General features: G+C 61.4%; 10 protein-coding genes. 3 read left to right on the forward strand and 7 right to left on the reverse strand.

The genetic code is table 11. The annotated features are described in order from the left end of the window. Positions 1-20 precede the first annotated feature (20 nt). Genes dxs through hpnH form a run of 3 tightly spaced genes read left to right on the forward strand, consistent with a single transcriptional unit; the run spans position 21 to position 4,122 of the window. On the forward strand, positions 21-1,937 hold the full coding sequence (gene dxs, locus YH63_RS21350) for a 1-deoxy-D-xylulose-5-phosphate synthase (protein WP_046830266.1): 1,917 nt from the start codon (positions 21-23) through the stop codon (positions 1,935-1,937). A gap of 4 nt (positions 1,938-1,941) precedes the next feature. After that, a complete protein-coding gene (gene ispH, locus YH63_RS21355; RefSeq protein ID WP_137325331.1) occupies positions 1,942-2,919 on the forward strand; it encodes a 4-hydroxy-3-methylbut-2-enyl diphosphate reductase in 978 nt (325 codons plus the stop codon). Between the two features lie 6 nt (positions 2,920-2,925). Continuing rightward, on the forward strand, positions 2,926-4,122 hold the full coding sequence (gene hpnH, locus YH63_RS21360) for an adenosyl-hopene transferase HpnH (RefSeq protein WP_046830268.1): 1,197 nt from the start codon (positions 2,926-2,928) through the stop codon (positions 4,120-4,122). Between the two features lie 78 nt (positions 4,123-4,200). Here the strand turns inward: hpnH and YH63_RS21365 are convergent, their stop codons facing one another. The 7 genes from YH63_RS21365 to YH63_RS21395 all read right to left on the reverse strand — a co-directional run bounded on the left by YH63_RS21365 (position 4,201) and on the right by YH63_RS21395 (position 12,425). Then, entirely contained in the window at positions 4,201-4,896 is a 696-nt protein-coding gene (locus tag YH63_RS21365; protein ID WP_046830269.1) for a phosphorylase, read from the reverse strand. After that, the gene (gene shc / locus YH63_RS21370; protein ID WP_046830270.1) at positions 4,893-6,866 is read right to left on the reverse strand and encodes a squalene--hopene cyclase; all 1,974 of its coding nucleotides are present in this window, start codon (positions 6,864-6,866) and stop codon (positions 4,893-4,895) included. The genes YH63_RS21365 and shc overlap by 4 nt, the downstream gene beginning before the upstream one ends. Before the next feature lie 22 nt (positions 6,867-6,888). Further along, positions 6,889-8,148 carry a hydroxysqualene dehydroxylase HpnE gene (gene hpnE, locus YH63_RS21375; protein ID WP_046830271.1) on the reverse strand — a complete coding sequence of 420 codons (1,260 nt, stop codon included), beginning with the start codon at positions 8,146-8,148 and terminating at the stop codon, positions 6,889-6,891. Beyond that, complete coding sequence (hpnD, locus tag YH63_RS21380) at positions 8,148-8,987, reverse strand: presqualene diphosphate synthase HpnD (protein ID WP_046830272.1); 840 nt, start codon at positions 8,985-8,987, stop codon at positions 8,148-8,150. The genes hpnE and hpnD overlap by 1 nt, the downstream gene beginning before the upstream one ends. Positions 8,988-8,993: 6 nt before the next feature. Next, on the reverse strand, positions 8,994-9,872 hold the full coding sequence (gene hpnC / locus YH63_RS21385; protein WP_046830273.1) for a squalene synthase HpnC: 879 nt from the start codon (positions 9,870-9,872) through the stop codon (positions 8,994-8,996). After that, positions 9,872-11,041, reverse strand: a complete 1,170-nt coding sequence (locus tag YH63_RS21390) for a glycosyltransferase (RefSeq protein WP_046830274.1) — start codon at positions 11,039-11,041, stop codon at positions 9,872-9,874. Before YH63_RS21390 ends, hpnC begins: the two co-directional genes overlap by 1 nt. 196 nt (positions 11,042-11,237) lie before the next feature. Continuing rightward, positions 11,238-12,425 (reverse strand): NAD(P)/FAD-dependent oxidoreductase, encoded by a 1,188-nt coding sequence (locus tag YH63_RS21395; protein WP_046830275.1) that lies wholly within the window; start codon positions 12,423-12,425, stop codon positions 11,238-11,240. Positions 12,426-12,462 lie beyond the last annotated feature (37 nt).

The raw sequence follows: 12,462 nt of genomic DNA on the forward strand, positions 1-12,462 counted from the left end.
GTCGCATTGGAAGCCTTGGTATGACCTCATCGACCCCATTGCTCGACGCAATCAAGTCGCCCGCCGATCTTCGCAAGTTGAAGGAAAGCGAACTGCCTCAAGTTGCAGCGGAACTCCGCGCGGAGACAATTAGCGCGGTTGCGGTTACAGGCGGTCATCTGGGCTCCGGTCTCGGTGTCGTTGAACTGACGGTTGCAATACATCATGTTTTTAATACGCCATCCGACCGCGTCATATGGGACGTCGGCCATCAGGCGTACCCGCACAAGATCCTGACCGAGCGGCGCGACCGGATTCGCACCCTGCGTCAGGGTGGCGGCCTGTCCGGCTTCACCAAGCGCGCAGAGAGCGAGTACGACTGTTTCGGCGCCGCTCACTCGTCGACCTCCATTTCAGCAGGCCTCGGCATGGCCGTCGCCCGCGATCTTGCCGGCGAGGAGCGAAATATCGTCGCAGTGATCGGTGACGGCGCGATGTCCGCCGGCATGGCCTATGAGGCGATGAACAACGCCGGCGCCATGGATTCGCGCCTGATTGTGATTCTGAACGACAACGAGATGTCGATTGCACCGCCGGTGGGTGCGATGTCGTCCTATCTGTCGCGCCTGACGTCCAGCAACACCTATCGTTCGCTGCGCGAGATCGGCAAGCAGGTTGCCAAGCGCCTTCCGAAGTTCGTCGAGAAGGGCGCGCAGCGCGCCGAGGAATACGCCCGCGGCATGCTGTCGGGTGGCACGCTGTTCGAGGAACTCGGCTTCTACTATGTCGGCCCGATCGACGGCCATAACCTCGATCATCTTCTGCCGGTGCTGAAGAACGTTCGGGATTCGAAGGTCGGCCCAACGCTGATCCACGTCGTGACCGAAAAGGGCAAGGGTTACTCCCACGCCGAGACCGCCTCCGATAAATATCATGGCGTCGTCAAATTTGACGTGGCGACCGGCAAGCAGGCGAAGGCGCAGGCCAACGCCCCCGCCTACACCAAGGTGTTTGGCACCAGCCTCGTCAAGGAAGCCGAGAAGGACGACAAGATCGTCGCCATTACCGCTGCGATGCCATCCGGCACCGGCGTCGATATCTTCAGCAAGGCCTTCCCCGACCGCACATTCGACGTCGGTATCGCAGAGCAGCACGGCGTCACGTTCGCCGCCGGCCTTGCGTCCGAAGGCATGAAGCCGTTCGTCGCCATCTACTCGACCTTCCTGCAGCGTGCCTACGACCAGGTGGTGCACGACGTCGCCATTCAGGGTCTTCCTGTCCGCTTCATCATCGACCGTGCCGGTCTAGTGGGCGCTGATGGACCGACTCATGCGGGCTCGTTCGACCTGGCCTATCTCGGCTGCCTGCCGGGCATGGTGCTGATGGCAGCAGCCGATGAGGCCGAGCTGGTGCACATGGTCGCCACCGCTGCCGCGATCGACGACCGCCCCTCCGCCATCCGCTTCCCGCGTGGCGATGGTGTCGGTGTTGATCTGCCGTCGGTCGGCGTTCCGCTGGAGATCGGCAAGGGCCGCATCGTCCGCGAAGGCACCTCGGTGGCGCTGGTATCGCTCGGAACCCGCCTCCAGGAATGCCTGAAAGCTGCAGACATTCTAAAAACCCATGGCTTAACGGCGACCGTCGCCGATGCCAGATTTGCCAAACCGATCGACACGGACATGATCCTGCGCCTGGCGCGGGACCACGACGTGCTCGTCACCATCGAGGAAGGCTCGATCGGCGGCTTTGGAGCGCAGGTCCTGCATACGCTCGCAGAGAACGGCGCACTGGACAAAGGACTGAGGGTTCGCTCGATGGTTCTTCCCGATACGTTTATCGATCAGGACAGCCCTGCTGCGATGTACGCAAAGGCCGGTCTCGACGCCAAGGGCATCGTGACGCGCGTCTTCGAGGCGCTTGGCCGCGAAGGCGAGATCAGCGCGGTGCAGCTTGCTTAATCACGTGCCCCAAAAAGCCGAGATTAAGATCTTGCTGGCTCAGCCACGCGGGTTTTGTGCCGGCGTTGTGCGCGCGATCGAGATCGTCGAACGCGCGCTCGAGAAGTACGGCCCGCCGGTCTATGTCCGCCACGAGATAGTGCACAACAAATACGTGGTCGAAAGCCTCAAGGCCAAGGGCGCGGTGTTCGTCGAAGATCTGCACGAGGTCCCGGCCAACGCGATCACGGTGTTCAGCGCCCATGGCGTCGCCAAGAGCGTCGAGGAAGAAGCCGCATCGCGCGGTCTTCCGGTTCTCAACGCCACCTGCCCTCTGGTCACGAAAGTTCACAATCAAGGCAAGCGCTACGTCTCCAAGGGACGCAAGCTGGTCCTGATCGGCCATGAAGGTCACCCGGAAGTCGTGGGCACCATGGGCCAGGTTCCCGGCCCCGTGATCCTCGTTCAGAGCGTCGAGGACGTTGCGGAACTCGATCTGCCGAACGACGAACCGATGGCCTATATCACCCAGACCACGCTCAGCGTCGACGACACCCGCGATATCATCGCGGCCCTCGAGGACCGCTTCAGTGACCTCGAAGGCCCGGATACCCGCGACATCTGCTACGCGACACAAAACCGCCAGTCTTCGGTGCGAGACCTCAGCAAGCTCGTCGACGTCATTCTGGTGGTCGGCGCAACCAACAGTTCCAACTCCAACCGCCTCCGCGAAATCGGGACCGAAGTTGGCGTCCCGAGTTATCTCATCGCCGATGGCAGCCAGCTCAATCCTGAATGGTTGAAAGACGCGAAGACCGTCGGCATCACCGCGGGCGCCTCGGCGCCGGAGGTGCTGGTGGACGATGTGATTGACGCCCTGCGGAGAATCGGACCGGTGACAGTGTCCGTACTGCCGGGCCGGGAGGAGAATATCGAATTCCGACTGCCGGCCGAGCTGACCCAACGCCAGCCGCGCCCCTCTCCCGTGATGCAAGAAAGATAAACATTCATGGCGATACCTTTTTTCAAAGAGATCAAGATCGGCTCCTATCTCGTCAAGCAGAAGCTGCTTGGCCGCAAGCGCTATCCTCTGGTGCTGATGCTGGAGCCGTTGTTCCGCTGCAACCTCGCCTGCGTGGGCTGCGGCAAGATCGATTATCCCGATGCGATCCTGAACCGCCGCATGTCGGCGCAGGAATGCTGGGACGCGGCCGACGAATGCGGCGCGCCGATGGTCGCGATCCCGGGCGGCGAACCGCTGATCCACAAGGAGATCGGCGAAATCGTGCGCGGCCTGGTCGAGCGCAAGAAGTTCGTCTCGCTCTGCACCAACGCACTGCTGCTCGAGAAGAAGCTCGATCTGTTCGAGCCCTCGCCTTACCTGTTCTTCTCGGTGCATCTCGACGGCCTGAAGGATCATCACGACAAGGCCGTGTCACAGAAGGGCGTGTTCGACCGGGCCGTGTCCGCGATCAAGGCTGCCAAGGCTCGTGGCTTCACCGTGAACGTCAATGCGACAATCTTCGACGGCCATGCCGCCGAGGACATCGCGAAGTTCCTCGACTTCACCACCGAGCTCGGCGTCGGCGTCTCGATGTCGCCGGGCTATGCCTATGAGCGTGCACCGGATCAGGAGCACTTCCTGAACCGCACCAAGACCAAGAAGCTGTTCCGCGACGTGTTCGCGCTTGGCAAGGGCAAGAAGTGGAATTTCATGCACTCTGGCCTGTTCCTCGACTTCCTGGCCGGCAACCAGAACTTCGAGTGCGAGCCGTGGGGCATGCCTGCGCGCAACATCTTCGGATGGCAGAAGCCCTGTTATCTGCTCGGCGAAGGCTATACCAAGACCTTCAAGGAGCTGATGGAAACCACTGACTGGGATACCTACGGCACCGGTAAGTATGAGAAGTGCGCCGACTGCATGGCGCACTGCGGCTACGAGCCGACGGCTGCCAACGCTGCTGTCAGCAATCCATTCAAGGCCCTGAAGGTCTCGCTGTTCGGCATCAAGACCGAAGGTCCCATGGCGCCTGAAATCGACATGTCGAAGCAACGTCCGGCGCAGTACGTTTTTTCGTCGGAAGTGCAGAAGCGCCTGTCGGAAATTCGTGCCGATGAAGCAAAGGCGGCGGAAGCCAAGGCCGCGAAACTCGCTGCCGCAACAGCAGACGCCAAGTCGGCCCAGAGCGCTTCGACCGCAGCCTGATTTCCAACCACATCCACTTAAAAAAGGCGCGAGCATTGCTCGCGCCTTTTTTCTTTAGGGATGGTCGTGAACGTGGCGTCAGCCCAGAGCTTCTCGGCAGCCGCGCAACGAACGCAGCGCGCGGCTAAAGTCGCGTCCCGTCGAAATCAGGTGCGGGATCGTTTTCGGGTTACGCGCGATTCCGCGCATCACCTTCCACATATCGACGTTACCGTTCGGCTTGATCGCACTCATCGTCAATTCAGGCAGTGCGCGATGCGCCGGATCGCTGATGACGCGCACCGCCGCGAACGGCAGGCCGTTGGCCTCCGCGTAGCGCGCGGCGATGTGGCTTTCCATGTCGACGGCATCGGCGCCGCTGGTGGCGCGCAGCGCGGCCTTGGCGATCTGACCGGTCACCACTTCCTCGACACCGGCGAGAATTCCAGGGACCACTGATGTGCGTCGGCGCTTCGCCGGCAGCGCGACGAGATTTTCAGTCAGCGCCGCGGCGGTAGACCAACGCTGCTTGCCGGCGATGATCTCAGAGGCAATGATGACGTCACCGGATTTCAGTTCAGGATTGAGCCCGCCTGCGACGCCAAAACTCACGATGCCGCGAATGCTCGCCGGATCAAACGACGTCATCATCTCGCGGAGTTGAACTGGATTGCTGGAACTGCAGATGACGGTGAGACCAGGCCCGGCAGCGATGCGGGCCTCCTGTTTCAAGCCAGTAACAATCAGGACTGGCAGCCCGTCGTGTGCGGCGTCCCCGCCCGCGCCTATAATCACATTCCGATCCCCACGAAGCGGCTGTTAGTATTACGCAGATTCCGATACCGCGCCAGCGCCCACAGCGGGAAGAACTTAGAATACCCGTGGTATCGCAAATAGAACACACGTGGGAACCCGCCCCCGGTGTACTGCGGCTCGGTCCAGAGACCATCCTTGGTCTGATTTTGAATCAAATAGGCAATGCCACGCTGAGTCGCGGGATGATCCACCTTCCCCGCAGCCATCAGAGCCAGCGTCGCCCAGGCCGTCTGCGAGGCACTGGTTTCCGACTTCACATAACCCTTGTAATCGAGCCGGTAGCTGTTGCCGTCCTCGCCCCAACCCCCGTCGCTGTTCTGAATCGAGATCAGCCAGTCGGCGCCCTTCGCCATCACCGAATCGCTGTGATCGACGCCGGCAGCGTTCAGCGCGCAGAGCACAGACCACGTTCCGTAGATGTAGTTGACGCCCCAGCGCCCGAACCACGAGCCGTCAGGCAACTGCGTGCGGCGAAGATACTCGATGCCGCGGGCCAGCGCCTCACTGGTCTTGGCCGTTTCGCCAAGCTGCGCCAGCATCGAGACACAACGCGCGGTGACGTCCTCGGTCGGCGGATCAAGCAGCGCGCCATGATCCGAGAACGGAATGTTGTTCAGATAGTATTCGAGATTGTCGGCATCGAACGCGGCCCAGCCGCCATCCTTGCTTTGCAGGCCCAGCAGCCATTCGCGGCCGCGCGCGATCGCCTCATCGTATTTGGTGCCGGCTTGCAGCGTGCCGCGTGCGCGGTCCATCGCCATGACGACGACAGCGGTGTCATCGAGATCCGGATAATGCGCATTGTTGTATTGGAACGCCCAACCGCCGGGACGCACGCCCGGCCGCTTCTCGATCCAGTCGCCCTCAACGTCGAGCACCTGCTTCGGCTTCAGCCAGTCCAGCGCGGCCTTGGCCAACGCTTCAGCCTTTTCGCCGCCGACTTCGATCATGGCGTGTGCGGCCAGCGCCGTGTCCCAGATCGGCGACACGCACGGCTGGCAGTAGGCCTCATCGTCCTTGATCACGAGCAGGTTTTCGATCGACTGCCGCGCCAGCACGTAGTGAGGATGATCCTTCGGATAACCAAGAAGGTCGTGCATCATCACGGTGTTGGCCATCGCCGGGAAGATTGCACCGAGACCGTCAACGCCGTTCAAGCGTTCGGTGACGAAAGCCACCGCCTTGTCGATCGCGCGCTGGCGGCTCTTCTTCGGAAAGAATGGGTCAACCACGCGCAGCACGGCATCGAGGATGCTGAAGCCCGTGAACCAGAGATGACTCTGATGCGGTGCTTTCGCCGTCATGCCGATGGACTTCGGGTCTTCCAGGAAAAGTTCATCGATGCCGACACCGAGCGGGTTGCGCGCGCGCGGCTTCTTGTTCATCAGCACCAGCAGTGGCACGATCACGGTCCGCGCCCAATACGAAATCTTGGTCAGATGGATTGGAAACCAGCGCGGCAGCAGCATGATCTCCACCGGCATCATCGGTGCCGCACGCCAGGTGACGACGCCGAACAGTGCCAGCATGATACGGGTGAAGACGTTGCTCTTGATCGCGCCACCGCGGCGGAGCATCTCCTCGCGCGCTTTTTTCATATGTGGCGCGTCCACGGAATCGCCGATCATCTTGAGCGCGAAGTAAGCCTTCACGCTAGCGCTCATGTCGAACTCGTGGCCATAGAACAGCGACCAGCCGCCGTTCTCGTTCTGGATGCGGCGCAGGTAATTGCCGATCTTGGCTTCCAGCACGGCATCGACAGGCTCGGCCAAATAGTGCCGCAGCAAAACGTACTCAGCCGGAATCGTCGCGTCGGCCTCCAGTTCGAACACCCAGTGTCCGTCAGGCTTGCGCGTATCCAGAATCGCGCTGCTGGCAGCCGCGATACTGCTTTCAAGGGCCGGCGCGGTGGGCGCAGCAGCGGCCTTATGGTCTTCAAGAAGAGTCATGGAACTCCGTAAAATGCTGAATTTATTGCATTTTCAGGGCCATATCGGCAGCCTGATCACCTGAGCGGATAGCCCCCTCAATGGTCGCTGGCAGTCCCGTATCAGTCCAGTCGCCCGCGAGGAACAGGTTTTTCCAATCGGTGGCAGTCCCTGGACGCATGGCATTTTGTTCCGGAGTTGCCTCAAATGTGGCGCGGCGTTCACGCACGATCTGCCACGGCGGCAGCGGCCCGTTCGCCACCTCATCGCCGAGGCCTGCGGCCTTGCAGATGTCGCGCCAGATATCGCGCGCCAATTGTTCACGCGGCACATTCACCAGCCGATCGGCATTGCTAATGGTGATCGACAGCCGCTGCGGGAACGCAAACAGCCATTCGATCAATCCACCGACCACGCCCATCATCGGCGGCATGTTGTCCGGCGGGTCGTAGCGGAAATGCGCATTGACGATCGCGCGGAATTTTGTCGGCGCCTTCAACCCGAGCAGAATGGATGACGCAGCACGCGGCGGCACTGCGAGCACGACAACATCGCTCGGTCCAACGGTGACCGTGTCGTCGCCGAACTCCAGCGCCGAGATGGTCTCGCCTGCCATCAGCACCTGACGCAATTCATGGCCGAAGTTGAGCGAGGCGCCCTTCTCGCGCAGCAGTTTGAGCGCTGGATCGACCAGAACGGCGCTGAGCCCCTCGCGCGCAATCAGCGGACGACACGACTTTCCGCCCGCAAGCAGCGTCTCGCGCACAATAGCGCCTGCGAGTCCCGCGGAGCCTTCCGGTGGATCGACGTTCAGCGCCGCAAGCAGCAGCGGCTGCACCAGACGTTCATACAGCTTGCCATCGCACTTCACGGTTTTGCCGACCAGCGCATCGGCCCCCGCCCAAATCACCGGCGCCAATGCGAGGTAGTCGCTCACGCTCGTGTCCGGGACACGGCGCGACTTGTCGAATACCCATGTCGGCAAGCGGCCATTGCCAAGATCAAGCATCCAGCGCTTGTCGGTTTTCAGATCAACAAAACTGAACTGCGCGCGCTCCGGTCCCACAAGACCGGCCTCGCTCCCGATCGCCAGCGCATAAGACCGCGCATGGAGATTGCCCGACAGCAAGAGATGATTGCCGTTGTCGATGACGAGATCGGTCGCGGCGTCGTAGTACGAGCGGCAACGGCCACCGGCCTGCTGCGTCGCTTCATGGACGTGAACCTGAAATCCTTCATTCGCGAGCCGAACGGCCGCGGCCAGGCCGGAGACCCCGGCGCCAATGATATGAGCTTTTGCCATCAGATAAATGCGTACCGAATGAGAATGAAAATCTTTGCTGCCTTGCTGAGCTTGACCGGCTTGCGCGGCAACGCGAAACCACGCTCAACCAGCTTTTCGAGAATCGCGTGGTAATATTCCGACATGATTTTCGGCGCGCGAACCACGCGGCGTGAATTGCGCGCCATGATGTCGTTCGACTTGGCGAAGTGATCCCGCGCCTGCTTTAAAATACCCTCGCACACGCGCGGCAGCCGCGGATCGGATGCGACCACCAACGGATCGTTCGACATGACACCGGCGGCGTTGAGGTCTTCGCGCGGCAGGTAAAGCCGACCGAGACCGGCGTCCTCATCAATGTCGCGCAGAATATTGGTCAGTTGAAGGGCACGGCCGAGGTGGTGCGCCAGCAGGATTCCGTCGTCTTCTCCAAGACCGAACACCCGCACCGACAGTCGTCCGACCGCACTCGCAACCCGGTCGCAGTAAAGGTCAAGCGTCCGCGCATCCGGCGCACGGATGTCGGCGGGCACGTCCATCTCCATGCCGTCGATAATGGCGATAAAATCATCGCGGCGCAGACCAAACCGCTTCACCGACGACACATAGTCGTGCAGATGCTGCGGCGGATGTCCGGCATAAAGCGCATCGATATCGCGCCGCCACTGATCCAGCGCTTTCAGCCGATCGGGGCGTGGCCCGTCGGAATCGGCGATGTCATCGACCTGACGGCAGAAGCTGTAGATCTGGAACATCGCCTCGCGCTGCTCGCGCGGCAGAATACGCATCGCTGCATAGAACGAACTGCCGGAGGCGGAACCTTCGGGCGTAACTTGCGATGTGGCGTCAGCAGCGGTCATGATGCATCACGCGCCGGAAACATGACGAACGACCGGCGTCTGCCCGGTCGCACGCTGGTACAGGGCGCGCGCCATGGCGGACAGCGCAACGCCCAGCATCTGCTGCTTGGAGAGGTGAACGCGCTCGCTCAACGGATCGCGGACCTTCAGCAGATTGACGATCCTGTCGGCGAAGGCATCGATCACGGCAATCTCCAGCCCGAGGCGCGTATCCTTCACCTGAGCGGGAAGCGAACGCCCCTTGTTCAGAAGCGCTTCAGTCCGGCGCGCCAGATCTTGCAGGCATTTCAGCAAGGCCGGCGGCGCGTGCCCCTCGCCGAGCATCTCCACTGTCGCACCGGCGGCGGCAAGCGCGTCGCGCGGGATATAGACGCGGTCGAGGTCGAGATAGTCCTTCCCGCAATCCTGCAGGTGGTTGTTGATCTGCAAAGCCGCGCAGATCGCATCGGACGCCGCCCAGGTCGAACGGTCCTCGCCGTGGACATCCAGCATGAAGCGGCCAACCGGCATCGCCGAGAGCGAGCAGTAATGGATCAGTTCGTCCCAGTTCTCGTAACGCAGCTTGGTGACATCGAGACGAAAGGCGTTCAGCAAATCCTGCGCATGCTTCGGCGACATTGCGCGCTCGGCAAATGCAGCCCGCAACGCCACGGCTTCAGGCTGGCTGTCGCCCTTGCCGAGCAATTCAGCCTCCAGCAAATCAAGCTTGTCGAGCTTGTCCTGAGGCGCAAGCGACGCATGATCGGCAACGTCGTCACCGGTGCGCACGAAGTTGTAGAACGCAAGAATCAGCGCGCGATGGCGCGGATGAATGATCCACGACGCGACCGGAAAGTTCTCGTCCTTATGGCCTTTGCCTGAACGCAATTCGCCTGCTGTTGTCATTACGAACTGGATACCTGTGCCTGGGCGCGGCCTTTCCACATTCCGCCACGTCCCTGAAAGTGCTGGACTGCGGAATTGACCGTGAACACCATGTAAGCGATTGCGATTGCGGGGAGCGCGAGCCCCCAAAGCGCGGACTGCCCATAATATCGCAGGGTGGGCTGGAACGCGAGCGCCATCAGCGCCCATGCCGCCACAGCAAATACCGCAGCAAAACCGTGGCCGAACAGTGCGATCAGCACGGGCGCCAGATATACGAGGCACATGCCAAGAATGGTTCCGATCAGGATTGCCACCGAGTATCGCAGTTGCGCGTAGGCCGACCGCGAAATCATATGCCCGACATTGGCGATGGTATCCGATGCACGAACGCTTTTCACGTCCTGCGAAAAACCGAGCCACACCGCCCCCTGCGTCTTCAGCCGCGCGCCGAGGGCGCAGTCGTCGATCAGCGATCCGCGGATCGCATCAATGCCGCCGGCATTTTTCAGCGCATCCCAGCGGGCAAGAATGCAGCCGCCAGCCGCAGCAGCGGTCGAGCGCGAGGGGTCGCGAACCCAGCCGAACGGGTAAAGCATTCCGAAGAAGAAGATGAACGCGGGGATCAGGTATTTTTCCGCAAAGCTCTCACAACGAAGCTTCGCCATCACGGACGTCATCGCGAACTTGTCATTCTGTGCACGCGCGACGAGCCGCATCAGCACATCACCGGAGTAAACGATGTCCGCGTCTGTCAGCAGGACGTAATCTGGCGGCGATGAACGGCCCTCGACCTTCGTGAGGCCCTGCTTCAGCGCCCACAGCTTGCCGGTCCAGCCGGATGGGAGCGGACGCCCCTGCAACACCGTGAGACGATCCGAAGCACCAATCGCGGCGGCGGCATCGCTCGCAATCTGCGAGGTGGCATCCTGGCTTTGGTCGTCAACCAGGATCATCGACAACTCACCGGGATAAGGCTGGCTCAAAACCGACGTCACGCAGGCACCGACGCCCGCAGCCTCGTCCCGCGCCGGCACGACGACAGCAATCGATGGCCAATTCATAAAGCCGGGTGCTGGCGCGAGGTCATCGAATTTCTGCGTTCGCCAGAAATCACCCCGGGCCGCGATCAGATAGACCCAGATCGCGAGAGCGAGCACAGCAATGACCAATGAGATTTGAGCAGACAATTCAGGCTCACGAGCAGGGTTGAACGGCGATGGCACAGGCCTCCGCCGCAGTCGATTAGCAGGTTCGCGCCTCCTAGCACAATCCTCTGTTAGATGGAAATATCTCTGTTATTTCAGTGTTTTATGGTGATGTTTCGAGACTGCCGGATACCCGATGGGGCGGGTCCGGCGCATTCAGGCCGATTCAGGGAACCGGTCAGACGTTTTGGCCGGCTGCAAAACCCGACGACCACGCCCACTGAAAATTGAAGCCGCCGAGGTGACCCGTGACATCGATCACCTCGCCGACGAAGAACAATCCTGGAACGGATTTGGTTTCAAATGTTTTCGACGACAGTTCGCCTGTATCGACGCCGCCGAGCGTGACTTCCGCCGTCCGGTAACCTTCAGTCCCGCGCGGGGTCACCTGCCACTTGTTCACGAGCGTCGCGACCACCTGCAATTGCCGATCGGATATATCCGCCATACGCGAACCTCCGCCGCCCGCCTCTGCGATCATCTGCGCAAGTCGCCCCGGCAGCAGCCGCGCAAGCCCGGTCGCCAATTCCTGGCGCGGATGATCGCGACGCATGTCCTTCAGCGCCGCGAATGCATCGATGCCCGGCGCCATGTCGATCTGAATGTCGTCGCCGTCGCGCCAATAGGACGAAATTTGCAGGATCGCCGGTCCGCTCAGCCCGCGATGGGTAAACAGCATCGCCTCGTCGAACTGGGTCCCGTCGCATCTCACCACCGCCTCGACGGAAACTCCGGCGAGGTCTTTTGATCGCGCCAGCAGCGCTTCATCGAATGTCAGCGGCACCAACCCCGCGCGCGGTGGCACGATCTTGAGACCGAATTGTTCGGCGATCTTGTAGCCGAATCCGCTCGATCCCATCTTGGGAATGGAAGGGCCGCCGGTGGCGATGACCAGCGAGCGCCCGCGCATCTCTCCACGATCGGTGATGACGACGAAACCGCCCTCGCCATTCGCCACCGACGAAATCTTCGTGCCCGAGTACAGCGTTACGCCGGCGGCTCCGCACTCATCGAGCAGCATGTCGATGATCTGCTGCGACGAGTCGTTGCAGAACAGCTGCCCGCGTGTCTTCTCATGATAGGCAATGCGATGTTTCTCGACCAACGCGATGAAATCGTGCTGCGTATATCCGCTCAGCGCCGACTTGCAGAAGTGCGGATTGCGGGACAGGAAATTTGCAGGCGTGGCGTGCAGGTTGGTGAAGTTGCAGCGCCCACCGCCGGAAATACGGATCTTCTCGGCTGGACGCTTCGCCTGCTCGATCACAGCCACGCGCTGGCCACGCCCGCCGGCAACACTGGCGCACATCAAACCCGCCGCTCCTCCGCCGAGGACGACGACGTCGTAAATCAGCGGCTGCTTCATAGGAATTCAGGCGATAACGCGTTCGGCGCGACCATCA

The sequence above is a fragment of the Afipia massiliensis genome (genome assembly GCF_001006325.2).
Taxonomy (GTDB): domain Bacteria; phylum Pseudomonadota; class Alphaproteobacteria; order Rhizobiales; family Xanthobacteraceae; genus Afipia; species Afipia massiliensis_A.

Bases quoted from the DNA above. Each gene is read 5' to 3' on its own strand.
- shc (WP_046830270.1), bottom strand. From the start codon at position 6,866: ATGACTCTTCTTGAAGACCATAAGGCCGCTGCTGCGCCCACCGCGCCG.
- dxs (WP_046830266.1), top strand. From the start codon at position 21: ATGACCTCATCGACCCCATTGCTCGACGCAATCAAGTCGCCCGCCGAT.
- hpnC (WP_046830273.1), bottom strand. From the start codon at position 9,872: ATGACAACAGCAGGCGAATTGCGTTCAGGCAAAGGCCATAAGGACGAG.
- hpnE (WP_046830271.1), bottom strand. From the start codon at position 8,148: ATGGCAAAAGCTCATATCATTGGCGCCGGGGTCTCCGGCCTGGCCGCG.
- hpnD (WP_046830272.1), bottom strand. From the start codon at position 8,987: ATGACCGCTGCTGACGCCACATCGCAAGTTACGCCCGAAGGTTCCGCC.
- hpnH (WP_046830268.1), top strand. From the start codon at position 2,926: ATGGCGATACCTTTTTTCAAAGAGATCAAGATCGGCTCCTATCTCGTC.
- YH63_RS21395 (WP_046830275.1), bottom strand. From the start codon at position 12,425: ATGAAGCAGCCGCTGATTTACGACGTCGTCGTCCTCGGCGGAGGAGCG.